General features: G+C 62.9%; 31 protein-coding genes. 11 read left to right on the top strand and 20 right to left on the bottom strand.

The features are described from left to right. The 4 genes from CCR94_RS02750 to CCR94_RS02735 form a co-directional block, all read left to right on the top strand. Window positions 1–400 (top strand): DUF308 domain-containing protein (locus CCR94_RS02750; protein WP_244593911.1); only part of this gene is annotated, 400 nt, incomplete at its 5' end. 119 nt (window positions 401–519) lie between these two features. Further along, a complete protein-coding gene (locus CCR94_RS02745; RefSeq protein WP_104506348.1) occupies window positions 520–1,656 on the top strand; it encodes an ABC transporter permease in 1,137 nt (378 codons plus the stop codon). Continuing rightward, window positions 1,653–2,363 carry an ABC transporter ATP-binding protein gene (locus CCR94_RS02740; RefSeq protein ID WP_104506347.1) on the top strand — a complete coding sequence of 237 codons (711 nt, stop codon included), beginning with the start codon at window positions 1,653–1,655 and terminating at the stop codon, window positions 2,361–2,363. Before CCR94_RS02745 ends, CCR94_RS02740 begins: the two co-directional genes overlap by 4 nt. Window positions 2,364–2,377: 14 nt before the next feature. Continuing rightward, window positions 2,378–3,403, top strand: coding sequence for an HlyD family secretion protein (locus tag CCR94_RS02735; protein WP_104506346.1), 1,026 nt, complete (start codon window positions 2,378–2,380; stop codon window positions 3,401–3,403). Between the two features lie 245 nt (window positions 3,404–3,648). Here the strand turns inward: CCR94_RS02735 and CCR94_RS02730 are convergent, their stop codons facing one another. From CCR94_RS02730 to CCR94_RS02655, 16 genes are all read right to left on the bottom strand, one after another. Then, window positions 3,649–4,398 carry an SOUL family heme-binding protein gene (locus CCR94_RS02730; protein ID WP_206605762.1) on the bottom strand — a complete coding sequence of 250 codons (750 nt, stop codon included), beginning with the start codon at window positions 4,396–4,398 and terminating at the stop codon, window positions 3,649–3,651. Continuing rightward, entirely contained in the window at window positions 4,310–5,455 is a 1,146-nt protein-coding gene (locus tag CCR94_RS02725; protein WP_104506345.1) for an alkene reductase, read from the bottom strand. Before CCR94_RS02725 ends, CCR94_RS02730 begins: the two co-directional genes overlap by 89 nt. Before the next feature lie 101 nt (window positions 5,456–5,556). Next, entirely contained in the window at window positions 5,557–5,763 is a 207-nt protein-coding gene (locus tag CCR94_RS02720) for a hypothetical protein (RefSeq protein WP_104506361.1), read from the bottom strand. A 208-nt stretch (window positions 5,764–5,971) separates the two neighbouring features. Next, window positions 5,972–6,727: a PRC-barrel domain-containing protein gene (locus CCR94_RS02715; protein ID WP_104506344.1), complete on the bottom strand. Its 756-nt coding sequence runs from the start codon at window positions 6,725–6,727 to the stop codon at window positions 5,972–5,974. 185 nt (window positions 6,728–6,912) lie between these two features. Beyond that, on the bottom strand, window positions 6,913–7,182 hold the full coding sequence (locus tag CCR94_RS02710; RefSeq protein ID WP_146089826.1) for a hypothetical protein: 270 nt from the start codon (window positions 7,180–7,182) through the stop codon (window positions 6,913–6,915). Between the two features lie 64 nt (window positions 7,183–7,246). Then, window positions 7,247–8,149, bottom strand: coding sequence for a F0F1 ATP synthase subunit gamma (locus tag CCR94_RS02705; protein WP_104506342.1), 903 nt, complete (start codon window positions 8,147–8,149; stop codon window positions 7,247–7,249). After that, window positions 8,146–9,714 (bottom strand): alternate F1F0 ATPase, F1 subunit alpha, encoded by a 1,569-nt coding sequence (locus CCR94_RS02700; protein WP_104506341.1) that lies wholly within the window; start codon window positions 9,712–9,714, stop codon window positions 8,146–8,148. The genes CCR94_RS02705 and CCR94_RS02700 overlap by 4 nt, the downstream gene beginning before the upstream one ends. Continuing rightward, on the bottom strand, window positions 9,711–10,505 hold the full coding sequence (locus tag CCR94_RS02695; RefSeq protein ID WP_104506340.1) for a F0F1 ATP synthase subunit delta: 795 nt from the start codon (window positions 10,503–10,505) through the stop codon (window positions 9,711–9,713). Before CCR94_RS02695 ends, CCR94_RS02700 begins: the two co-directional genes overlap by 4 nt. A gap of 3 nt (window positions 10,506–10,508) precedes the next feature. Continuing rightward, window positions 10,509–10,781, bottom strand: a complete 273-nt coding sequence (locus tag CCR94_RS02690) for a F0F1 ATP synthase subunit C (protein ID WP_206605761.1) — start codon at window positions 10,779–10,781, stop codon at window positions 10,509–10,511. Window positions 10,782–10,813: 32 nt separating this feature from the next. Then, window positions 10,814–11,515 (bottom strand): F0F1 ATP synthase subunit A, encoded by a 702-nt coding sequence (locus CCR94_RS02685; protein ID WP_104506338.1) that lies wholly within the window; start codon window positions 11,513–11,515, stop codon window positions 10,814–10,816. Beyond that, entirely contained in the window at window positions 11,506–11,820 is a 315-nt protein-coding gene (locus tag CCR94_RS02680; protein ID WP_104506337.1) for an N-ATPase subunit AtpR, read from the bottom strand. The genes CCR94_RS02685 and CCR94_RS02680 overlap by 10 nt, the downstream gene beginning before the upstream one ends. Further along, window positions 11,813–12,151, bottom strand: a complete 339-nt coding sequence (locus CCR94_RS02675) for an AtpZ/AtpI family protein (RefSeq protein WP_104506336.1) — start codon at window positions 12,149–12,151, stop codon at window positions 11,813–11,815. The genes CCR94_RS02680 and CCR94_RS02675 overlap by 8 nt, the downstream gene beginning before the upstream one ends. Then, window positions 12,144–12,533, bottom strand: a complete 390-nt coding sequence (locus CCR94_RS02670) for a F0F1 ATP synthase subunit epsilon (protein ID WP_104506360.1) — start codon at window positions 12,531–12,533, stop codon at window positions 12,144–12,146. The genes CCR94_RS02675 and CCR94_RS02670 overlap by 8 nt, the downstream gene beginning before the upstream one ends. After that, window positions 12,523–14,040 carry a F0F1 ATP synthase subunit beta gene (atpD, locus tag CCR94_RS02665; protein ID WP_104506335.1) on the bottom strand — a complete coding sequence of 506 codons (1,518 nt, stop codon included), beginning with the start codon at window positions 14,038–14,040 and terminating at the stop codon, window positions 12,523–12,525. Before atpD ends, CCR94_RS02670 begins: the two co-directional genes overlap by 11 nt. Window positions 14,041–14,552: 512 nt before the next feature. Then, window positions 14,553–14,921, bottom strand: coding sequence for a hypothetical protein (locus CCR94_RS02660; RefSeq protein ID WP_244593910.1), 369 nt, complete (start codon window positions 14,919–14,921; stop codon window positions 14,553–14,555). Window positions 14,922–15,255: 334 nt separating this feature from the next. Further along, window positions 15,256–15,558, bottom strand: coding sequence for a WGR domain-containing protein (locus CCR94_RS02655; RefSeq protein ID WP_338052967.1), 303 nt, complete (start codon window positions 15,556–15,558; stop codon window positions 15,256–15,258). A 396-nt stretch (window positions 15,559–15,954) separates the two neighbouring features. Between CCR94_RS02655 and CCR94_RS25840 the strand changes: the two genes are divergently transcribed. Together CCR94_RS25840 and CCR94_RS02650 are read left to right on the top strand one after the other, a co-directional pair. Beyond that, window positions 15,955–16,107 carry a hypothetical protein gene (locus CCR94_RS25840; protein ID WP_244593909.1) on the top strand — a complete coding sequence of 51 codons (153 nt, stop codon included), beginning with the start codon at window positions 15,955–15,957 and terminating at the stop codon, window positions 16,105–16,107. An 8-nt stretch (window positions 16,108–16,115) separates the two neighbouring features. After that, window positions 16,116–17,195, top strand: a complete 1,080-nt coding sequence (locus tag CCR94_RS02650; protein ID WP_244593908.1) for a cation:proton antiporter — start codon at window positions 16,116–16,118, stop codon at window positions 17,193–17,195. Window positions 17,196–17,649: 454 nt separating this feature from the next. Here CCR94_RS02650 and CCR94_RS02645 read toward each other — a convergent pair whose 3' ends face one another. Next, entirely contained in the window at window positions 17,650–18,105 is a 456-nt protein-coding gene (locus CCR94_RS02645; RefSeq protein WP_104506333.1) for a carboxymuconolactone decarboxylase family protein, read from the bottom strand. A gap of 3 nt (window positions 18,106–18,108) precedes the next feature. Next, window positions 18,109–18,651, bottom strand: coding sequence for an RrF2 family transcriptional regulator (locus CCR94_RS02640; protein WP_104506332.1), 543 nt, complete (start codon window positions 18,649–18,651; stop codon window positions 18,109–18,111). Between the two features lie 509 nt (window positions 18,652–19,160). Here CCR94_RS02640 and CCR94_RS02635 point away from each other — a divergent pair. Continuing rightward, a complete protein-coding gene (locus CCR94_RS02635; protein ID WP_104506331.1) occupies window positions 19,161–19,742 on the top strand; it encodes an NADPH-dependent FMN reductase in 582 nt (193 codons plus the stop codon). Here the strand turns inward: CCR94_RS02635 and CCR94_RS02630 are convergent, their stop codons facing one another. Both CCR94_RS02630 and CCR94_RS02625 read right to left on the bottom strand, forming a co-directional pair. Continuing rightward, complete coding sequence (locus tag CCR94_RS02630) at window positions 19,743–20,432, bottom strand: DUF1223 domain-containing protein (protein ID WP_104506330.1); 690 nt, start codon at window positions 20,430–20,432, stop codon at window positions 19,743–19,745. It abuts the gene before it with no gap. A 73-nt stretch (window positions 20,433–20,505) separates the two neighbouring features. Next, on the bottom strand, window positions 20,506–21,429 hold the full coding sequence (locus tag CCR94_RS02625) for a LysR family transcriptional regulator (RefSeq protein WP_104506358.1): 924 nt from the start codon (window positions 21,427–21,429) through the stop codon (window positions 20,506–20,508). A gap of 124 nt (window positions 21,430–21,553) precedes the next feature. Here CCR94_RS02625 and CCR94_RS02620 point away from each other — a divergent pair, with 124 nt between their 5' ends. From CCR94_RS02620 to CCR94_RS02605, 4 genes are all read left to right on the top strand, one after another. Beyond that, window positions 21,554–22,105 carry a carboxymuconolactone decarboxylase family protein gene (locus tag CCR94_RS02620; protein WP_104506329.1) on the top strand — a complete coding sequence of 184 codons (552 nt, stop codon included), beginning with the start codon at window positions 21,554–21,556 and terminating at the stop codon, window positions 22,103–22,105. Window positions 22,106–22,163: 58 nt separating this feature from the next. Beyond that, the gene (locus tag CCR94_RS02615) at window positions 22,164–22,382 is read left to right on the top strand and encodes a hypothetical protein (protein ID WP_104506328.1); all 219 of its coding nucleotides are present in this window, start codon (window positions 22,164–22,166) and stop codon (window positions 22,380–22,382) included. Between the two features lie 283 nt (window positions 22,383–22,665). Further along, on the top strand, window positions 22,666–23,130 hold the full coding sequence (locus CCR94_RS02610) for a nuclear transport factor 2 family protein (RefSeq protein ID WP_170068927.1): 465 nt from the start codon (window positions 22,666–22,668) through the stop codon (window positions 23,128–23,130). Between the two features lie 10 nt (window positions 23,131–23,140). After that, on the top strand, window positions 23,141–23,726 hold a 586-nt coding region (locus CCR94_RS02605; RefSeq protein ID WP_104506327.1), incomplete at its 3' end, for a pyridoxamine 5'-phosphate oxidase family protein.

The raw sequence follows: 23,726 nt of genomic DNA, 5'->3' as shown, positions 1-23,726 counted from the left end.
ACTCCTGGGCCTGGTGTTCACATTCAAGACAAGCTCCGCGCCGGGATTCGGCTGGTCGATTCTGTCGGCGGCGGCGGCGATCATCGCCGGCGCGCTCCTGCTTTGGGATCCGCTGCAAGGCCTGGCGCCACTGACGTTTGTGCTGGTCGCCTATTTCATCGTCGACGGCGCCGCGATCATCTTCCTGGCCATCGCCTATCGCCGCGAATTGTCCGGCAAATGGGAATGGATGCTGATGAACGGCGTCACCGATCTGATCCTTGCCGGGATCATCATCTCCGGGTTTCCCGGCACACTGGTCTGGGCGCTTGGCCTGCTGGTCGGCATCGACCTGCTATTCGGCGGCGCGGCGCTGATCGCCATGGCGTCGGCGGCGCGCAAGGGTTTGGCCAAAAGCTGAATTCAGACCATCACTTTTCCACGGCGTGCGCGGTTTCGACCGCGGCGCAAGGCGAGACGCCGCGGGGCTCAAGACGCGCCGCGTGCAACCGAGCAACACACAGTCTGGGTGAAAGAAAAATGTCGCTCGCGCCCAAACTTGCCTTCCAGAATCTGTTTCAGGACAAACTGAGATTGATCGCCACCGCCTTCGGCATCGGCTTCTCGATGGCGCTCGTGACCATTCAGATGGGCCTCTATGTCAGTTTCCAGAGAATGGTCACGGTCATGATCGATCATGCCGACGCCGACCTCTGGATCGCGCCGAAGGGCTCGAACAGTTTTGAGGATGATCCCTCGTTTCTGGACGAACAAGAGCGGTTTCGCGGGTTGTCGCTCGCCGGCGTGCGGCAGATCGTTCCGCTGGTGGTCGGCTTCGGCCGCTGGCGCGCGCCGTCCGGAGAGACGTCTCCGATATTCCTTGTCGGGTCCGGCGCGCAGGACGAAGGGCTAAAGCCCTGGAATATTGTCGAAGGCGATTTCGCGTCGCTTGCCATACCCGGAGCCGTGGCGATCGACCGATCCTATTTCGATCGCCTTGGAGCCAGCAGGATCGGCGAAAGCGCTGAAATCAACGATCGAAAGGTCGATGTGCGGGAGACCACGCATGGCGTCCGCTCGTTCACGACCATGCCTTATGTCTTTGTTTCTCCACAGTTTGCTCGCGCCGCTACGGGAACACCGCCCAACAAGGCCTCGTATTTCATGGTCCGCCTCGTCGCTGGCGCAAGCGCCACGGCCATTCGCGATCAGCTCCGCGCGCGGCTCGCAGATTCCGACGTGCTGACTCCGGACGAGTTTCGCGACCGCAGCAGAACGTTCTGGGTGTCGGGCACCGGCGCCGGCGCCGCGTTGCTGTTAGGCTCGCTGCTCGCCTTGATCGTCGGGACCGTCATCGTGTCGCAGACGCTTTATTCAAGCACAAAGGATCATCTGCCCGAATTCGCGACGCTGCGCGCCATCGGATCATCGGACGGCTACATCATCGAGGTCATCATGATCCAGGCCGTGATCAGCGCGATCATCGGATTTGCCCTGGCCGCAGTCATGGGCTGGATCGTGGCGCTGGCGACGGCGGAGACGGCGTTGCCCGTCATGATGACGACGGCGACGACCTCGATCCTTCTGCTGCTGACCATCGTGATGAGCGTCTCGTCCGCCATTCTGGCGATCGTGAAGGTCATGCGCGTTGATCCCGTGATGGTCTTCGCGTCATGACCGGCCCCGTCCTCGAAGCCATTGACATCAGTCAATATCTCGGCGACGGCGCCGCCAGGTTTCAAGCGCTTGACGCCGTTAATCTGGCGATCGCCGGGGGCGAGTTGACGCTCCTCATGGGTCCCTCGGGAAGCGGCAAGACGACGCTGCTCTCGATTCTCGGATGCATGCTCACGCCATCAAGCGGAACGGTTCGCGTGAACGGCCATCCCACCGCCGGCTTGGAACCCGGTGACCTCGCAAGACTGCGGCGCGACAATATCGGGTTTGTGTTTCAGTCCTATCATTTGTTTCAGACGCTGACGGCCATCGACAATGTCCGGATCGCTCTCGATATCCGTGGGGAAAGCTCGGACCGATCGACGCAGAAGGCCACGGAGGTGCTCGCCATCGTCGGGCTTGCGCACAAGGCGGGATCATATCCGCGCGAGTTGAGCGGCGGCGAGCAGCAACGCGTCGCCATCGCGCGCGCCATCGTTGGCGATCCCTCGGTGCTTCTCGCGGACGAGCCGACCGCCGCGCTGGACGCGGAGAATGGCCGCGCCGTCATGTCGGTGCTGGCGCGGATCGCCAGAGACTCGGCGCGCGGCGTGCTGGTCGTCACACACGACCCGCGCATCTCTTCGTTCGCGGATCGGGTTGTTCATATCGAGGACGGACGCATCATCAGCGACAGCCGCGCGGCCGGCTCCCAAAAGGTGGCTTAGGAGGCAAGATCGCAATGTCAAAACGGAAACAGATGGTCCTCGCCTTCGGCGTTCTCGGCCTTACGACTGTCGTCGCTTTGCCGCCGAGCCGTGCTCAGGAGCCGGCGGCTCCGCAGGCCGCCGCGCCGGAAGCGCAAGCCTGGCGGGCGGTGGCGCCCGGACGCGTCGAACCCTGTTCGCAGCAAATCCGCGTCGGTTCGCTGGGCATTGGCCGGATCGGTCAGATTCTGGTGAAGGTCAACGACAAGGTTTTTGCGGGAGAAGCTCTGATCCGCATCCACAACGACGAGATCCAGACACGTCTCGCCAAAGTGGAAAGCGAGGTCAATCTTCGCAAACGCGGACGCGCCAACCCTCCGCTTCCCAAGGACGCGCCAAGGCGGCAAGTCGAAGATGCGGCAGCCGACGCCGAGCGCGCCGTCGTCGACGCCCGGTCCGCTCTCGACAGGATTGCGGCGGCGCGACGGGCTGGCGCCGGCTCCGAGGATGCGCTGAAAGCGGCGGACGCGGCTTTGTCGACGGCGCGGGCGCAACTCCAGCAACGGCAGGATGATCTGGCCCGATTTGAAGCCAAGGCCCCCTCCATTATGCCGACGGAGCTGGAAGGTCAGCTCGCGGCGGCGCGCCTCGATTTGCGCGGCGCGCAAGCGGCGGTGGACACTCTGACACTCCGCGCGCCCCTGGCCGGGACCATTCTGCAACTCGATGCAAGGGTCGGCGAGTTGGCGTCGCCGTCCTCGCCGCTGCCGCTTGTGGTGCTCGGCGACCTCACCGCGTTGCGCGTCCGGGCGGAGGTTGATGCACGCGACTATGGGACGATCAAGATCGGGCAGCTCGCAATGGCGCGTTCGGACGCATTTCCCGGCCGCGATATCGCCGGCAAGGTGTCCTCGATCGCGCCAATCATCGCTCCCGGCAAGTTTGGCGCCCAAGGGCAGAGCAATTTCACGGATACCGACGTAGCGGAAGTGGTGGTCGAACTGGCGGCGCCCGACCCGCTGATCGTCGGCATGAAGGTCGATGTGTATTTCCGGCAATAACCTCTGTGCACGCCAATGTCTGCGGCGCCACGATCATTGGCGCAGTGTGGTTCGCCGCTTTTTGTTCGCCGGAGGGAGGCGACAATGTTCGATCTCCGCCGCCGATGTCTCCACGACAAACCGTGACGATGGGCGGCCGGGCTCATCAGGTTTGGAACATAAGCATTCCAGGTCACCGTAATCGCGTCGGCTCGCGATGATCGAATCCATCGCGCAAGCCTGACACGCGCCCGGTGAGCGCGGGATCAATTTTCCAGCTGGATCATCACTTCGTTCCGCCGCATGAACCAGAGAGTCCAGGGCGGATTGTACTGCGCGAGCGACGCTGGCCCGATCGTGCGCAGATGGCGCTCCTTCGCGAAGGCGATGAGTTCGGCGGTCCTCTCTTCGACGCTTTCCGGCGCGGCGTAGCCTGAAAACCGGATCACCACGAAACGAGCCGGCGCAATTTTTCTGAGTTTGACCCGCTGGTCGCTGGGCTCGGGAAGCGTTTCGAGCGTGTAGGCGCTGGGCATGGTGAACCGGACCACCCAAGCGCCATCCGTCGGGGTTTGGGTCACGGGCGCGGTCATCGCTATCTTTTCGCTGACGCGCTCCTGAGCGACGGGCGCCGTCATGTCGATGCTCTGGCGCCGCGCATTGCCACCGAAGATGTAGCCGGCGAGCAGCCGAAACCCTTGGTTCGCCGCGCCCTTCTGGTCGCCGGTGACCGTGACCTCGGCCGCGACGGCGCCCTGGTAGTCGCGGATCTCAAAGGCGACCTCCTGAAAGGAGACCGCATATTTCGGCTCTTCGATGGCCATGGCCGGCGTTCCCGCGAAGGTGAGACAGAGGAGGAGACCCAGAAACAGCCCCCTCATCTTCTCGCTGAATGCAGTTTGAAAACCCAACCGCGATGCGTTCGGCTCAAGCCGGGGCGTGTTGTTCGACGCGCTTCGCGGCCAGGCTTTGTTCGAGCGTGGGATAGTCGGTGTAGCCATGCGCGCCGCCGCCATAGAAGGTCTCCTGTCCCATCAGTTTGTTCAGCGGGGCGTCCTTGCTCAGGCGCTCCACCAGATCGGGGTTGGCGATGAAGGGGCGCCCGAACGATACCAGATCGGCGCGCCCGCTCGCCACCGCGTCGACCGCCATGTGCCGGTCATAGCCGTTGTTGACCATCCAGACGCCGTCGAAACGCGCGCGAAGCGCCGCGTAGTCGAAGGCGATATTATCTCTGGCGCCGCCGGTATCCCCTTCCACCACGTGCACGTAGGCCAAGCCAAGCGGATTGAGTCCTTCGACCACGTGATTGAACAACGGCTGCGGGGCGCTGTCGCGTGAATCGTTCGCGGCGGAGACCGGGGAGATGCGAACGCCCAGCCGATCCGCGCCAATCTCCGTCGCGCAGGCCTTTGCTACCTCCAGCAGCAACCGCGCGCGGTTCTCGATGGAGCCGCCATAGGCGTCGGTGCGATGGTTCGCGCCGTCTCGCAGAAAGGCGTCGAGCAGGTAGCCATGGGCGCCATGCACTTCCACGCCGTCGAATCCGGCCTCGATGGCGCGGGCGCCGGCGGTGCGGAAGTCCTCAATAACGCCCGGGATTTCATCGAGTTCGAGCGCGCGGGGCGTCGAGACGTCGACAAAGCCCTGGCCGGCCACGAAGGTCTTGGCGTTCGCCCGGATGGCGGAAGGACCGACCGGCGCCTGCCCGTCCTTCTGGAAGCTGGTGTGGGAAATGCGCCCGGTATGCCAGAGCTGAACGACGATGGTTCCGCCCTTGGCGTGAACGGCGTCGGTGACCTGCTTCCAGCCGCGAACTTGATCGTCCGTATAGCAGCCCGGCGTGCCGGCGTAGCCCTGCGCCTGCGCCGAGACCTGCGTGGCCTCGGCGACGATCAGGCCGGCCGAGGCGCGCTGGGCGTAATATTCGGCGGCGAACGGACCCGGGACCAGGCCGGGGCCGGCGCGATTGCGGGTCAAAGGCGCCATCACGATGCGATTGCCGAGTTTCAAGGCGCCCGCCTGGGCGGGCTCGAACAAGGCCCGGGCTGAACGGGTCTGGAGAATGCTCATGATGTGGCTCCTGCAACGTTTCGCGGTTGGAAGAATTTGATTTCCGGGTCGCCCCGCCGTCGCGGGCCATCGCCGCGAGGCCTGTCCCCTGATCGGACGGATCACGCCTCGCCGAGAATTTCGTCGGCCTTGCTGTCGATCCGTGCCTTTTCGGCCGATGACAGATTGCCAATGTTGAACTCTTCCGCCGCGCGCGCCTTGGCGTTGCGCGCGTGGATCGCATCGGGCATCGGATAGGCGCGCTTGTCCGGCAGGCCGAATTTCTCGTCGGTCAATGCGTTGCGCTCACGTGTCGACAATACGGACATTATGGCCTCCAGCGGGTTCAATTGCGGCGAGGAGTCGCCGCGATCGTCCGGGGAATGGGGCGTCAATTCCTCCTCGTCGCACCGATCTTCGCCAGAAGGGTTGGCGGCGTTTGTTGAGAACGGGAAACCAGGGGGGCAGCCCGACGACCTCGGCGGGCGCCGGCGAGCGCGCCATGTCGATGGATTGATGTCGCCGCGACACCGCCAGTCACTGATGGCCGGGCCAATCGTAATGGTCGTGCAGATCCTTTTCGTAATCCTTGTCGACGTCGCCAAGCGCGCTCCACGGGGGACTGGCCTTGACCTGAGAGCGGGTGATGTCGACGTGGATTTCACGCTCGGCCCAGGAGATGTCCTTCACGGCATGATGCGAGACCAGGACCTGCGTGCCCGACCACCAGCGTCCCGTGTCGGCCACCAGATAGGACGCGCTCCAGCCGGCGTCGTCGATCACCACGTTCTCAACCTTGCCGAGCGCGCCGTCGGGACCAAGCATGTGATAGCCGCGGATCGCTTCGAGGCTGCGCAAATGCGGATCGCAATCACGCGCGGCGAGGGCGATGTCCCCATCGGACGCGACTGGGAAAAAGGGCGGCGCCGAGAATCGCGAGGCGATGGGATTGGCACCGAAAGCATATTCTAGCGTGTCCGGCTCCCAGCCATAATAGTCATAGAGATGACGCTCCATCTGCATCGACACCGGCTCGTGCTGGGACAGCTCGGGGCTTGCTTCAACCTGCGCCCGGGTCAAGGCGACAGAAAGTTCGCGCCGCCCGTGATCCGCTCGGCCAATGGACGTTGGATGCAAAAGAACCATGCGGCCTGTCAGCCAAGTCCCTGTGTCAACGACCAGCCAGCGCGTGCGCCATGTCCTGTCGTCAACAAGAAAATCGGCGAGGGTTCCGATCTCGCCGTCGCTCGCCTCAATGGCGTAGCCTCTCAGGGCCGATGCGAACTGAAGCATGTGTCATCCTGATTTCTTCTCAGCCTTCCCGGCTTGCCCGACGATAGGCGACGTCACGTTTTCAGCGATAGGTTCGGAAACTACTCAGAGAATCTATCGACACCCACTTGGCCGTTTTCGGCGTCAACTTGCGTCGAAACCTAGAAATATTCTCAATAGGGCAGGAAGATGAGATCGTTATTGTCTTAATACTCGAATTCGCTCCCATCCTGCCTGACCACGTCTCCCTCCTTCAGTAGCTTGAGGGTCGGGTCGAGAACGCAAGACGTGACCGTTGAATTGTTCCACGGCGAGACGGCGCCCGGCGTCGCGAGATCATCGAAGCCCGACCGCGCGGCCGCGAGGTCGCGCGCCTTGTCCGCCGTCGGCGATCCCACCCAAACGCTGTTCTTTTCCTTGGAAAACGCCCAGGAGGCGTGTCCGCGATCGACAGGGTCCAATCGATAGACGTTCATCGGCTTCGTCTCCATGGCTCATACGAAATCAAAAATGATCCGTTCCGATTTCGCTTCAGGCGTTTCACGATCTCGTTCGCCTCGGCTCGACCAGGGCGTCGAAGCCGGCGATCACGTCGAACAGCTCCTCATCGATTTTGCTCTGGCGCAAAAGGTGATAGGCGCCGCGAGTCCGCTCGAGCAGGTCCGTGATGTTCTTGTCGGCTCTCTGCATCGCCGCCAGGCGGCTGGCATTCTCGCTGGCGAGGGATTCCGCGCAAGCCCGGAACAGCGAGATGAACAGATATTCGCGGACGAGCGCGCGCAAAGTGGCGTGGCCATCGCCCATCGCTTCGGGCAAGTTGCTTGTGGGCCAAGGAATTTCTGTCAGTCCCCGGCGCCATTGCGCGTCCAGCGGCAACAGACGCTGTCCCACGGGTTGGTAGAGCGCGCCATGCAGCGGTCTGTTATGGAAGACCCAGAGTCCGACCTCGTTGTTCTCATCCCGATGCGCTTCGCTTGCGATTTGAATCTCGCCGACAAGCGGCGCGATGGCCTCGACGGAATTCGGGACGGTGAAGAGTCCCGACAGTGGCGCGCCCGCATCCGCCAGGCGCCCATGGACGCGTTCGCCGACAGCCCAGACCTTTAGCTTGCCGGGCTGCGTCTTGAGGGACTTGATCGCATAATCGGCCACCGCGTCGTTGAACTGCCCGACAAGTCCCTGATCGGAGCCGAAGACCACCGCATGGATCCCCCCCGCCGGCGTCGACGCCTTCTGTTGCGGCATAGCGGCGGTCCTCTCGCTTTCGCGAAAGCATGCGCCCAGTCCGAGTTCGACGGTCCGATAATAGTCGGCCAGGGCGCTCAAGGATTTTTCGTATTGCCCGATGCTCGACGCGGCCAGGGCTTTCATCGTTCGCACAACGGATTGGAGATCGCTGGCGCTGCCGATCTTTCGACTCAGGCTCTCGATGGAATCGTTCATGATGGGTTGGCCGCGGGCGGCGCCGCGACATGAGGCTGGTCGAGAAACGGAACCAGCGCCTGGCGCGCAATTTCGACGATGGACTTCCGGTCGTCATCGCTCAACTTGTCGGCGCTTTCAAAACGCGCGCGCAGGTCTGCGGGGAGGTTGGCCGCCGCGCCCTGGACCGCGCTTTCGGCCTTTGGCATCAAATCGAGCTCTATGGCGTCGAACAGTCTCGCGGTCAGCGCGACCAGAACCGTGATTTGCGTGGGAACGCTCGCCGGGGAGGATTCCGCCTGTTTGAGGCAGGCGCGGATCCGTCGCCCGTGCGCGATGGTCTTGCTGGTGTCCTCATCGAGACGCGCGCCGAACCGGGCGAAAGTCTCGAGTTCCTCGAACTGGGCATAGGCCAGCTTGAGGTCTCCAGCCACGGCGCGATAGGCCGCGCGCTGCGCCTTGCCGCCGACACGCGAAACGGATTTGCCGACATCGACGGCGGGAAGGACACCCAATTCGAACAGAGACGGGGACAGATAAATTTGCCCGTCCGTGATGGAAATCAGATTGGTGGGAATATAGGCGGAGATGTTCTGGGCTTCGGTTTCGATGATCGGCAGCGCGGTGAGCGAGCCGCCGCCAAGATCCGCGCGCAAATGTGTCGCGCGTTCGAGCAGCCGCGCGTGAATGTAGAAAATATCGCCGGGAAAGGCTTCGCGTCCGGGCGGCCGGCGCAGCAGCAAGGACAGCTCGCGATAGGCGCGCGCATGATTTGTGAGATCGTCATAGACGATCAACACGTCGCGCCCTTGCCGCATGAAATGTTCGGCGACGCTGGTCGCCGCATAGGGCGCGATATACGTGAGTCCTGGCGGATCGTTGCCCTCGGTCACGACGAAGACTGTGTAATCCATCGCCCCCTTCTCGCGCAGGGTCGCCGCGCATTTGGCGACGGCGGAGGCGCGCTGGCCAATAGCGCAATAGACGCAGACCACATTCTGGTCGCGCTGGTTGAGGATGGTGTCGAGCGCGATGGCCGTCTTGCCGGTCTGGCGGTCGCCGAGAATAAGCTCGCGCTGACCGCGCCCGACGGGGATCAGCGCGTCGATGACTTTCAGCCCGGTCTGCAACGGCGCGGTGACGGGCGCGCGATCCATGATGGGGGGCGCTGTCCGTTCGATGGGCAGGCGTTCGCTGGCGGACAGCGGGCCCGCGCCGTCGAGCGGACGACCGAGCGGGTCGATGACGCGCCCCAGCAATCCATCGCCCACGACGACATCCATGACGCGGCCTGTCCGCGTGACCTCGTCGCCCGTGTTCAGATACTGGTATTCGCCAAGCAGAACGACGCCGACTTCATCCTCGTCCACATTGAAGGCAATGCCGAGCAAGTCGCCTGGAAACCGCACCAGCTCATCGGAGCCGACGCCGGGAAGCCCGGTCACCTTGGCGATGCCGGTGGCGATGCTGGCGATGGCGCCAACTTCCCGAAGCGTCAGTTGCGGCGTGAATTTGCGCCGCGCTTCGCCTATCGTGGCGAACGCGCGGTCGCAGACGACCTGCAAGCTTTCAGGCTCCGTGGTCATTGGCTTTTCGTTTCGAGCTTGGGCGCGGGTTCGACCTTCTGCTTCAGCAACGCGTCAACGCCCTCTTTCAGCGATACGAGATAATCCGAGATGCTCCAGGCGATTTTCTGGCCATTCGCCGTGAGCTCGATCCCGCCGACCAGCTCCGGCGCCGTTTCGAACCGGACCGGAGCCACGCCCGGGAACGTTTCCCTAAGCGCCGTCTGCAGCGTGGCGTGCTGCGCCGCGGGCAGGTCAAATGCGCTGCGCACAAGCACTGAGCCGGGGGCCGCCTTCAGGGCTTCGGCCAGATCCTCCTTTGCCTTCCCGTCCATTGCCCGCAGGCGCGTGATGAAGACCCAGACCATGCGTGCCTCCAGACTGTCCGTGGCGAGATCCGCCAGCGCCTTGCGCGCGATGGCGAAGACTTCCTGCTGGATCCGGCGACCAATGGCTTCGTCGAGGTTTTGGGCGTCGCCTTGCAGCGCCTCCCGCCGCCGGGCGCTCAAGGCGTCGGCCGCCTTTCCCGCCTCGTCGAGGAGGCGTTGACCTTCGGCTTTCGCGTCGCTGGCCGCCTGGCTCATGAGGGCCGCGCGCTGCCGGTCGAACGCCTCGTTCTTTTGATCGAATGTGTCGCGCTGCTTTTGCGCTTCGGCTTTTTTCGCGTCGGCGTCCGCGAGTTGCGCCGCGATCCTCTCCTCCCGCGCATCGACGGCGTCCAGGATCGGCTTGTAAAGGAAGCGCTTCAACAACCACACGAGAATGAGGAAGTTGAGCGCCTGGGCGCCGACGGTGAACCAGTCGATGAGCATGGCTCAATTCCCGGCGGGCTGGGCGATCACGTGATTCCAGAACGGGTTGGCGAAAATGAGAATCATCGAGACCACGAAGCAGTAGATCGCGATGGACTCGATCATCGCCAGGCCAACAAACAGCGTTCGCGTGATCGTGCTTCCGGCGTCGGGCTGTTGCGCCAGCGCGCTCAACGCCGTGGCGACCGCTCGGCCCTCGCCCAGCGCGGGACCGATGCTTCCCAGCGCGATCGTCAGCCCGGCCGTGACGATTGAAGCCATGGCGATGAGCGTCATGTTATCCATAATGTCGCCTCTTGCGGTTGCGTTCACGACTTGATGTCCTGAATGGAAACGGGCTTGGGCCGGCGCCCGCGCGTCGCGGCGGCGATGTAAACCGCCGCGAGGATGCTGAAGATGTACGCCTGCACCATGCCGGTGAGCAGGCCGAGCGCGCTCATGGCCACGGGGAAAATGAAAGGCGTGATTGTCAGCAGAATCGCGATGATCATCGTTCCGCTCATCATGTTGCCGAACAGGCGGACGGCGAGCGCCAGCGTGCGCGAAAGCTCGCTGATGATGTTGAAAGGCAGCATGATGACGGTGGGTTCCAGATAGGATTTCAGATAGCCGCGCAGTCCTTGCTGCTCGATGCCGAAAAAGGGAACGGCGACCAGGACGCAGAGCGCGAGCGCCGCTGTGGTGGACAGCGACCCCGTCGGCGGCTCGAAGCCGGGAATGACCGTGCACAGGCTGGCAAGGGCGATGAAGAGAAACAGCGTGCCGAGAAAGCCGATGTATTTCTTGGGGTCGCGCAGACCGACGTCCTCGATCTGTTTTTCAATGCCCGTGACAATGATTTCAAGCAGGTTCTGCCAATAGGCGCGTTTCAGATCCATGGAAAGCTTGCGCGTCACGAGCTTCGAACCGGCCGCCAGCACCAACATCAGCGCCCAGGTGAACACGATCGTTCCGTTGAGTTTGAAATACCCGTTTTGCCAGAAGATCATTTCATCGGGGCTCAGGCGCACGACGAGCCTCCCGCGCCGGGTTGGACCGATCCCTTGGCCAACGAGACGGAAAGCCCGTGGGCTGCAAGGCGCGCCAGGACAAAGCCCAGGAGACACGCCAGCCAAAGCTTCCAATTGTCGCGCCCGACAAGATAGAAGCCAGCGAGGGTGACGCTCATCCGCAGCAGCAAGCCGCAAAAAAACCACAGCGCCGGCCGGGGAGAGGAAAGGCCCCGGACGACCGTCCACCAAAGCCCGCCGAAGAAGAAGGCCCCAAGCAACAGGCCCGCCGCCGTAGCCGCCGCCAAAAAGATGAACTCATTCATCATTGTCTTCCTGTTCTTCGCGCATCTCCCGGTCTTCCTTCGCCACCCAACGCCAGGCGTTGAAGCAACCGATGGCGAGCCCGGCCGCCAGCAGCGCCAGCGTCCATCTGTGCCGGCCCGGTTCGAGCTGATCCAGCCAGGCGCCGAGCGCGGCGCCGAGCAGCGTCGGAATCGTCACCGACCAGCCGATCAACCCCATCATTCCCAGACCGAACCAAACGCCTGGAGCGGCATCGCGCCGCGCCTTGAGCTTGCGCCGCGCTTTCGCCTCGACCTGCTGGCCAAGCGACGGCGCCGGTTTCACTTCCTTGTCTTCAGCGTCTTCAATCATCGTGAAACCTCGCCATGCGGCGGACCAGATCGGCTTCCATTTTCACGATAGTCGAGCGAACGCTTTGTTCGTGCGCGTCCAGGGTTAGAAACTCCCGCTCCACGGCCTGACGCAATTGGCCAAGGTCCATGCCCCTCATGGCCCGGCGCACGGACACGCGCACATCCGCCCCGGTCTTCACGAGAACGCCTTCGTCCACGGCCACGAAAACTTCGCCGTCCACCGCCGTCTCGTAGGTCAATATCCCCGGCGCCAGCGCGGCCACGCAATCAAGTCGATGCGGCAGCAGCCCAAACGAACCTTCGCAGGTCTCGGCGACGATGCGCGACACGGAGCTTTTGTCCGCAAAAATCTGGAACGGGAGAAGGACTTTAAGATTCATGGGCCGCGCCGGCATGTTCGACGACAGGCTGACGTTGCGCCGTCATTTTCGGCGGCGGAACGTCAGCGGATTTCGGATAGAGATTGGGGGAAGCCTTGGAGGTGCCGGGCTTCGCTTTGCCCTTCGCCTCGCCAATCGCGCCGATCATGTAGAGCGCGCTTTCCGGGTAGTCCCTGAATTCGTCGTTCAGGATGCGCTCGCAGCCGTCGAGCGCATCCGCGAGGCTTACGAGCGTCCCCTTCAAGCCGGTGAATTGTTCGGTCGTGAAGAAGGGCTGCGTGAGGAAACGTTCCAGCCTTCGGGCGCGCAGGACGACCTTGCGGTCGTCTGGCGAAAGCTGCTCCATCCCGAGCATGGCGATGATGTCCTTGAGTTCGGCATATTGCGCGAGCGTGCGCCGAAGATCCTGCGCCAGCGCGTAATGCCGTTCGCCGACGATGCCAGGGGTGGCCATCCGGGACCTGGATTGCAGCGGGTCGATGGCCGGGAACAGCCCTTCTCCCGCCCGTGCGCGCGACAGCACGATGGAGGCCGAGAGATGCGAGAACGTATGCACGGCCGCCGGATCGGTGAAGTCGTCGGCTGGCACATAAACCGCTTGAATGGATGTGATGGCGCCCGCGTCCGTGTTGGCGATGCGCTCCTCCAGTCCCGCCAACTCGGCGCCCATGGTCGGCTGATAGCCCAACCGCGACGGCATCTGGCCCATCAGGCCCGAGACCTCCATGCCAGCTTGGATGAAGCGGAAAATATTGTCGATGAGCAGCAGCACATCCCGGTGCTCGTCGTCACGGAAATATTCGGCCATTGTCAGCGCCGCATGGCCGACGCGGAACCGCGCGCCCGGCGGCTCGTTCATCTGGCCGAACACCATGACCATGTTCGGCAACACGCCGGCTTTCTTCATCGTTTCGTGAAGCTCTTCGCCTTCGCGACACCGCTCGCCAATGCCGCAGAAAATGCTTACGCCCTCATGGCGCCCGATCATGTTGTGGATCATTTCCGTCAGCAGCACCGTCTTGCCGACGCCCGCGCCGCCAAACAGCCCCGCCTTGCCACCACGCTCCAGCGGCGCGAGAACATCTATGACCTTGATGCCCGTCTCGAAGACTTCCGACCTGGTGGAGCGGCGCGCAAGCGCAGGCGGCGCATGATGCACCGAACGCCACTGGACATCGGACAAGGGCGGCCCACGGTCGATGGCATTGCCGAAGACGTCGAATATCCGCGACAAAATCGCATGACCAACCGGCGCTTTCAGCGGGCCGCCGATGTCTTCCGCCATCATGCCGCGCGCGAGTCCTTGCGTGGGCGTCAACGCGATCCCGCGCACATGACGCTCGTCCAGTTGGGCCAGCACTTCGATGACGATCCGACCGTCGGCCCCCGTGCGCAGGACGGAGAAGATCGGCGGCAAACGCCCTTCGAACCGAATATCCACGACGCTTCCGCGAACCGACGCGATCGAACCGTGGGGCGAGGCGGCCTCTTTTTCCTGTCCGACCATGTTCCGGGCCTCTCGACGCTTCCAGTTTTTGCTCCGGGTGGAATTCCATCCGGACAGGCGCGTCCACTGCTGCTGTAGTTGCGCTAGCAGTTCAGGCGCAGCGAGGAGTCGCTTCGCTCGTTCCGATAGTCCGGGACATAGGGCTGCATTCGTTCCTGGCCATATCCGTCATCGCCAAAAACTCTCCGCGGATTGAACTGTCGGCGGCGGGATCATCCTCTGACGCCAGACGCGCCGGAGAGGCTGCCTTGGCGATGAGTTGCCTCTCAAACCCGTTGCGAATCGATTCCAGCGCATGCACGCCTCCTGTCTCGAACTTAAGCCAAGTTAAGAGCCGCCTTCGCTAAGGGGCAGGTACGGAATCTACTCACGTCAGCCGAGACGCCGAAACCTGTGGCGGCGACGCATCGCCGAAAGATGCCTCCATGCTCAATACGCCGCACTGGCGTTCCACAGCGCGATCACGGGAACCTCAATCGGCACGACGGTTCACTGGTGGCCTGATGGCGGTCCTATCTTGGCAAACCCCAACCTTTTCTTCCGTTTTCCTTCGCATCGGTACCGAGCCCCAGACCTTTGCCTGCGTGAGTTTTACCGGTTGATCCGCCCAGATCAAAACCGGGCCGGTCAACTTGCTCGCAAGGTTCGGTGGGCTCTGGCTTGTCCGTCTTGGGTGGCGGCTCCGTAGATCCTTCGGCAATTACCTGCATATCAGGTTGCGGGCCATCGCCGCTTGATGGGCGACGATTGGACGGGTTGTCCTTGTACTCGTCAATTTCGACGCCTTTCCCATCCAAACTTTGACCAGGCAGCCTTTGCGCCTTGTCGCGATTGCTGAGGATCCCATCTTTCCTCACTTTTTCATCTTCAAGTTCGGTCATGGCGCCAGTTCCACTGGTTTGGCCTGCGGACATATTGCGTACTCCATTTTGCTTCAGGGTGTTGCGGTGCATAACGGATGTTGACGCCCAGCCTCGGCAAAGGTTCCAAGGCGACAATTCCAGCCATCCAGGAAAAAAAGGCGCGCGAAGAGCCCCAGCGGCGGCGTTTTCCAGTCATCAGGCGAGCGACATTTCCTCATTTTGCCAAACTCTAGCTTACGCCATATAATGCAATATTATCAGTTATTTATGCTGCGCAGTTGCGGCACAAGTGGTCGAGGCGAAGCCGTCCTTCGGCCAAATCGCGCAGCAAAAGAGACCGCTCGGTCAGGGCTCAGGACGGAACGAAATAGCCACGGCGTCGTTTCGATGCCTCCAGCCGTTTGAAGGCGCGCTTGGCCGCGTCCAATTCGGAAAAAGTCATGATTTTGCTCCGACCCGGCGCGCCGATCCGTCCCCAGGTTCGCACCAGCGCATGTTCGCCGAACAAGGTGGGATGCAACTCGAGCTCGTAGTAGCGCCACATGTTCCGCGACGCATCGATGCGTTCGAGGTGGAGCGGAGGATCGGCAGGAAGTGTCATGGACTCGAAGGTTGCGGCAAAGCCGCTTCCTGTCCAACGCATAAACTGAATCAATCAGCCCTTCATTGATTCGTTTCGTCGATGACAGCCGACGGGCGCATACCGTGAAGGCGCGACGCCGGCGCACCAGGCCGCCGGAAGGAGCTGATCGGCAAACGCGCCGCCGATCGACTCCATGATCCTCATACGCTCATGGCCGCTGTGCAGATCGGTCGACCGAGTCCGGCTCATTGTTGCCTTTCCGATCCGGTACGCGAACGTCCCCAAATTGAACTCACGCGGGCTTTCAGCAGGCTCGATAGGCGATGCTTCGACGCGGCGACGTTTGCCTCGCTTCAAGAATCCGCGCAACCTCAACCTCGTCATACAGCCAAAGGTGGCGGATCGTCCTGGACGATTGGTGTCTGCCGTCAACTTGGGGTTAACGCGCCCGCGTGCAAGAAGGCGAGCATGAGCGAGACACTTCAACAAGTCATGGGCATGCTGGCCATCGCGATGATGGTCGCCATGCTCGCACGTCGGTTTCAATTGCCCTATACAATCGGCCTTGTACTGGTCGGCGGCCTACTGCGTGGTCGGGCACGCGGCGCCTGCCGCCGCTGACGTCGGAATTGCTCTACTACCTGATCCTGCCGCCTCTGCTGTTCGAGGCGGCGCTCGCGCTGCGCTGGCGCGATTTGAAGCGTGACCTGCCGCCAATCCTTTCGCTCGCGGTGTTCGGCACCGTGGCGGCGATGGCGGTGGTCGCCGTCGCGCTGATTTATCTCATGAATTGGCCCGTCGCCTCGGCCCTGGTCTTTGCCGCCCTGATTTCCGCCACCGACCCCGTGGCGATTATCGCCATGTTCAAGGACAACGGCGTGCATGGGCGACTACGTCTGCTGGTGGAAGCAGAAAGCCTGCTCAACGACGCGGCGGCGGCGGTGCTGTTCGCGCTGGCGCTGGCCTTCGCGCTCGCCGGCGCGGACGGCCTGACCGCCGCGCAAATGGCCTGGGACCTCGCGCGCATCGTGGGCGGCGGCGCCCTGATCGGCGCGGGCTTCGGCATCGCCGTGATTTTTGCCGCGCGCGGCACCAGCGAGCATCTGGTCGAGCTGACGCTGACCGCCATTGCCGCCTACGGCTCGTTCCTGCTCGCCGAACATTTCCACGATTCTGGGGTGCTGGCGGCGGTCACCGCCGGCCTCATCATCGGCAATTTCCGTTCGGTCAAGAAAAAGGGCGACTTCCTAACCGAGAAGGGCCGCGAGTTCCTGACGGATTTCTGGGATTTCGCGGCGTTTGTCGCCAACTCCATGGTCTTCCTTCTAATCGGGGCACGCGTCGCCGGCTCGTCCTACGAGCACTATCCCTGGACCGTCTACGCCAGCGTTCTCGCCATCACGCTGGTGGCCCGCGCCGCCGCTGTGTATCCGCTCGCTGCGATGTTTTCGCGCTCGCGCTGGCGGATCACCCAAGGCGAACAGTTCGTTCTGTGGTGGGGCGGGTTGCGTGGTGCGCTGGCGCTGGTGCTGTCGTTGCCGAGCCGCGTGCCGCTGCGGGACGAAATCGTGCTGGTGACGTTCTTCTGCGTCGCCTTCTCGATCGTCGTGCAGGGTCTGACCATGCCACCCGTGCTGCGGCGGCTGGGTTTTATGGGAGCGCCGCATGAGCCGTCGGATCCTCCCGAACATGAACCCGCGGCGCGCTGAAATCGCGAAGTGGTCCGGAGCCGACCTCGGCAAGTTTGCGAATCGTGGAATTGAGAATCCCTTCAAAGCAACGCAAACGGGTCAGCGCAGCAGGCTGTGTAACGCGTTGTAAGTGGCTGCAGATACCCTAGAAGAGCGAGGCCACCCATTCGTTCGGGTTCAAACCCTTTGCCATGGAATGGTGGCATTTCGAGTTGCAGGACGCCCCGTTCGACTCGGAATTCGATTTTGAAGTGCGTCCGCGCTGAATCGAGGCCGGACAGCTTCGGCTGATGCTCGGTCATTGTCGAGACAGGCATCAATCAGAGTCATTCACTGCCTGCGGCAATGGTTCGCGCCGTGATCGTCGCAACTGGCGGTCCGCGTCCGTCCGATGGTGGCTTTGTCTCTGATCGGTGGATTGCGGGAAATAGCGCGAAGGGGCCGACTCCTGGTCGATCCCGCCATTGCGGATTCAGGCCGACGCGCTCCCAAACTGGGGCGGGGTACGCGTGCAAATCATCAGGCGATTCCATGCGTTGATTTCAGCGATCGCAAAAGATAGATCGGCAACTTCCTTCTCCGAGAAATGCCGCCGAACCTCGGTGTACACCGCGTCGGAAACGTCGCCCCCAGTCAGACGCGTCAGCGCTTCCGACCAAGCCAAGGCCGCACGTTCCCCAGGACTATAAATCGGCGCTTCGCGCCATGCCGCGAGAAGGTGCAATTGGTCCTCACTGACCCCATGCTTGCGCGCCAATGGAACGTGCATGGCGATGCAGAAGGCGCAGCCGTTGATCTGAGATACACGCGTCTTTACCAGTTCGAGGAGCCCGAGCGACAGGCCGCTTTTTTGTACATATGAATGCACGCCCAGCATCGCCTTGTAGCCATCGGGACAAACTTTTGTAAGGTCAAGCCGCTGATCCATGGTCTATTTCTCCAAATTGTGCGTGTCGCGATCACCGCGACGGTTCAAGGCTCGTTGCTCCAGCCAGTTCGCGATTTGGGGGCTGAAGTTGGCCGGCGCCTTGGCGGCGACCTGCAATGCAAGTTCCTTCAACGAATGACAGGCCAGTTCATCCTTCATGCGCTTTTCGGCGGCCAGCATGACGGCGTGGATCGAGCAAACCCCAGTGGTTGCCCAAGTTGGCGCCTCGGAAGTGAATACGGCGCAGCGCTCGCGAATTTCCCGGCACTCAAAGAGCGCCTTGTCTCCGTCGATCGCATGAACGACATCGAGGAAGCTGATCTCATCCGCCGGTCGCGCAAGTGCGAACCCTCCCCGCGCGCCCTCGGTAGCCTCCACCAAACCGGCCTTGGACAGCTTGGTGAAGACTTTGGCCAGATACTCGGCGGGAACGCCCTGAAGGTCAGCGAGGTCACGAACGCCCGGGGCTGGGGCGCGAGGTGCGGGGTCCGTCAAATAGAGGAGACAGTGCAACCCATATTCAACGCCGGTGCTAATGAACGACATCAAAACTCCGACCGTCTATATCGTAGTTGTGCTGTCTATGCTGGCTGGTTCATTGAGGCAAGGAAATTCGCCTGCCTTGTCACGCTGATTCTCTCGCCGGCGACGTCGACCAGTTCCGGCCAAGCCGGCCCCGCAACGCATGCTTGCCGGTTCCCTTCGGAAGTATGGTAAGAAATGGGGGACGGAGGCCCCATTGGCGCCAGACACCGTGAATATTCACGACTCGGGATTGAGCCCTACAGCGACCCGGCGACACGACCGCCACATGGATCACCTCCGGAGACGCGCCATACGCCGCCCAGCGCACAATCGTCAGGCCTCGGTCGTGGTGCGGGCCGTCGGAAACAGAGAGATTGCGCGTCAGCCGCGATGGGGTCAGCGACGCGGTATCCACCCGACCCGGAAGCGCGCCGACACGGCTATCCCAGCCGGATGACGCGACGCCTTGGTTCCTGCTCGGCGGCGTTTTGATAGCGTCAAGCCCACACCAACAGATGGCAGGCATCAGCATGGACGAGCATTTAATTCAGCCGCTTCATCTGATCTTGATCAGTGGGAGCCTGCGGTCCCAGTCCGTCAATGGCTCGGTGATCGCGACGCTTGCGGATATGGTTCCGGCAGGCGCAGAGGCCGCCATCTATCGGGGAATTGGCGACCTCCCGCATTTCAACCCCGACCATGACCGCGATCCCTTGCCGGAGGCGGTTGCCGATCTTCGCGCGCAACTCCGGCGCGCGGACGCCGTGCTGGTTTCGACGCCGGAATATGCCGGCTCCATGCCGGGCAGCTTCAAGAACATGCTGGATTGGACGGTTGGCGGCGCCAGCCTTTATGGCATGCCTGTCGGTTGGATCAATCCGTCGGCTCATGGAGGGTCGCAAGACACCTATCATGCCCTGCGCATTGTCCTGGACCGGGCCGGCGCCGAGGTTGTCGAAAACGCCTGCGTGGCGATAGCCGTGCCGCGTGACGCTGTCGGCGCGACCGGCTTGATCGATGCGCTGGACATTCGCACGCATTTCGGCCGGGCTCTGGAGGCGCTGTTGACGGCGGCGCGAAAGCATCGCGCCGCCGCCGAACAAAACGATTAGTCAGTCTGTCGCCGCCGCGAGGATTGGCCCACCCTTCGGCCTTTGCAACAGAATGGCCGTTCTCAAGCCTCCCGCCGGGGCGGCGAAAGTAAAATCGGCAGGCATTCCGCTCCAGCCGCCGATGCGGGTCAGGCTTCTCACCACATGCCCATGCGGCAAGGTGCGGTCGCTGTTTTCTCCGCGTTTGACGGGGACGTTGATGACCTCCGGCTCATAGCGCACCAGCCAGACATCCGCGCCGCCTTCCGGCGCCTTGCCGGCGCCAATATTCGCCCTTTCCTTGCCCAGATGCACAAGCGGCCCGGCCTCGGCTTGCTGCGCGGCGATCAGCGCTTCAACCTCTTGCAGATTGGCGCCAACGGCGGAATTGCGGCCTTCGACGACGATCTGCGGCGTGAAGGGCCCGGACTCGCCCAGCGCGGGTTCATAGTCATATTGGCGGGCGGTGAATTCCGGCTTGCCGAAAATATCCTTCCAACCCAGCCGGTCCCAATAGGTCACGGCAAAGCTCAGAGCCAGCACATCGGGGCGGCGCGAAATTTCGATGAGATTGGCGTTGGCGGGCGGACAGGAGGAGCAGCCCTGGCTGGTGAACAGTTCGACGATAATGGGTCGTCCCGCCGCTGCGACGACGCCGGATGTCGCGGCGAGGCCGAGGACGGCGAGAGCCGTGGATGCGAAACGTTTCATGGGTCCGAATTCCTGACAGCGAGGATGCAAAGGCGCAATCCGTTCGCTCTCTTCGTCGCCACAGCCCGAATTGTTACGGCGCGTTGTCGCCGTCCGACGCTGGCCGCAACGCCGCCTTGACGACGCGGGCCTTCAACCGGGGCGTGGCGAAATCCAGAAAGGCGCGCAACTTGAGCGGCAGCAGCCTTTCGCCGGAATGAACCAGGCTGACGGGCAAATGCGCGGGTTCGCAATCTTCCAGCACCACCTTCAGCGCGCCGGCGCGGATGGCGACTTCCGCCTGATAGCTCAACACGCGGGTAACGCCGATGCCAGCAATGGCGGCGTCAATGGCCGCTTCCGCCGTATTGACCACCAGCCGGGCTCGCGGCGTGATCGTCGCGGACTTGAACCGCCAAAGGCCCGCCGCGCTCAGTGTCTGGAAGGCGACGCAGACATGGGTTTCGAGTTCGGCGACGTCGCGCGGGACACCATGCTCGGCGAGATAGGCGGGGCTGGCGCAGACGATATGGCGGATGCTCCCCAGCCTGATCGCGAACAGCCCGCTGTCGGGCAGCGCGCCGATCCGCAGCGCCAGATCGACATGCTCTTCAAACAGATCGACCATATTGTCGGCGAAGATCACCTTGATGTCGATTTCGGGATAGGCGCGCAGGAATTCAATCACCACCGGCAGCAGATGCAGGCGGCCAAACACAATGGGCGCGCTGATGATCAGATCGCCCTTGGGCGTGCGAAATTCGCCGGAGGCGACGCGCTCGGCCTCCTCGACATCGTCAAGAATGCGGCGGCAGGAGGCGATATAGGCGAGGCCGGCGTCGGTCGGCGTGAACTGGCGGCTCGAGCGGTTGAACAGCCGCGTTCCCAGATGCGCCTCAAGCTCGGAAACCTTGCGGCTGACGGTGGCGAGGGGGACGTTGAGCTTGCGCCCGGCCGCCGAAAGACTGCCGGTTTCGACCACGGTCAGCAGGATTGACATGGCTTCGAGACGATCCATCATCTTTCCGGTTTTCAAGAGGATACCTCCCGATACTGACGCCTATTTGAATGATTTGGAAGGGGCTAGCTTCTGGTCATCGGCCTCCCCGGACCGAACGCCCAGACCAGAAGGAGCTGCGCCCATGTCCCGCCTTCCCACACCTGCCACCGTCGCCGACGCCCCCGCCGCCTCCCGCCCGCTGCTGGAAGCCGTCAATAAGCAGCTCGGCGCCGTGCCGAACCTGTTCCGCCTGGTGTCCACCAGCCCGGCGGCGCTCGAAGGCTATCTCGGCCTTTCCGGCGCCCTCGCCAAGGGGACGCTTCCCGCCCCGACCCGCGAACGCATTGCGCTGGCCGTGGCCGAAGCCAATGGCTGCGACTATTGCCTCTCGGCCCACAGCTATCTGGCCAAGAACCTCGCCAAACTCGACGATGCCGAGATCGCCGCCAATCGCCTTGGCCACTCCAACGACCCCAAGGCCGACTCCGCCGTCGCTTTCGCGGCGAAGGTGGTGCGCGAACGCGGCCATGTGAGCGACGACGCCCTGCGCGCCGTTAAACTCGCCGGCTATGACGACGCCCAGGTGATCGAAATCGTCCTGCATGTCGGGCTGAACACATGGACCAATTACATCAATTCCGTCGCCGCGACCGAGATCGACTTCCCGGTCGTCACTGTCGGCAAGGCTGCCTGAACCAATCCGCAAGGGCCGGCATTCCGCTGCGCCCAAACCGCACACCAAGGAGCAGATCATGAAAAACTTCGCCTTCATCGCCCTGACCGTCGCCGCGCTTGCTTCCTCCGGGGCCAATGCCGATACCGTCCATCGTCATCACCGCGCCAGCGCTGGAATGGTGCACCACATTTCCGCGGCGACGAGTGCCCCGACCAGCTTCCAAGGCCTTTATCAAGGCGGCGGCGCGTCCAACGATTGCGAGGAGAGGGTCTTCGGATTTTGCAACGTTCGCTGACCTTCCGGGGGCTGCGCCTCTCGCCAGTTAGGCGAGAGGCGTCGATGCGGCCATTTTGCTTCACACTGGTTTGGCGCCGTCTGCCCCGGAACGCAACGCGCGTAGCGGCTATGATCCGGGAGAAAACAGCTCGACCTCCCTCAACTGGCGCAGGCTCGGCGGCTTCTGAGCCACCACAACGCGCCCTCGCGCGATTGCAAAAATCCGCGCGAAACCGCCGAGGAAGATGATCCCTCCCTGTCATCTTCCTCGGCGAGGCCGTTGCTTCGAAAAAGGCATTGTCATGACCCGTCCGCCGCTGCCGCCCTTCGACCTCGCCACCGCCACACAAAAGGCCCGTCTGGCCGAGGACGCCTGGAACTCGCGCGATCCCGCGCGCGTCGCCCAAGCCTATACGCCGGACTGCCGCTGGCGGAACCGCGCCGAATTCGTGCAAGGCCGCGCCGCTATCGAAGCCCTGCTGACGCGCAAATGGCGGCGAGAGAAGGACTATCGCCTGATCAAGGAAATCTGGGGCTTTCGCGAGAACCGCATCGCCGTGCGCTTCGCCTATGAATGGCGCGACGCCGACGATGGCTGGTTCCGCAGCTATGGCAACGAGAACTGGGAATTCGCCGAGGATGGGCTGATGCGCCGGCGTATCGCCAGCATCAATGACGCGCCGATTGCGGAACAGGACCGCCTGTTTCATTGGCCGCTCGGTCGCCGCCCCGACGACCATCCCTCGCTCAGCGAGCTCGACCTCTGAAAGCACAGCCATGGACGAACCCGGACGGCCCCCTTCCAGCGATGTCGCCTTCACGCCTTCGGTCAAGGCCGTGCAGGCCCGCAAGGGCTCGCGCCGGGCCTATGCCCATGTCGAGGCGGAGGGCGGCTGGCCGACGCGGATCACGCCGGACCTGGCGGACTTCATCGCCGCCCAGACCAGTATCTTTATGGCGACCGCCAACAGCCTCGGCCAGCCCTATATCCAGCATCGCGGCGGTCCGCCGGGTTTTTTGCGCGTGCTTGACGAGACCACGCTCGGCTTTGCCGACTTCACCGGCAACCGGCAATTCATCACCCTTGGCAATCTCGCCGAAAACGATCAGGCCCATCTGTTCCTGATCGATTACGCGACGCGGCGCCGCATCAAGATCTGGGGCCGCGCCAAGGTGGTCGAGGGCGACGACGCCCTTATGGCCGAACTCATGCCGCGCGACTATCGCGCGCGCCCATCGCAGGCGATCCTGTTCACGGTTTCCGCCTGGGACGCCAATTGTCCGCAGCATATCCCGCAAAAAATCGACGCCGCCGATGTGGCTGCGGCCCTGGCCGAACGCGACGCCCGCATTCTCGCGCTGG

This window comes from Rhodoblastus sphagnicola (assembly GCF_002937075.1).
GTDB classification, from domain to species: domain Bacteria; phylum Pseudomonadota; class Alphaproteobacteria; order Rhizobiales; family Beijerinckiaceae; genus Rhodoblastus; species Rhodoblastus sphagnicola.
Note: the sequence above shows the minus strand (reverse complement) of the source record. Positions and strands in the feature narration are given on the sequence as shown.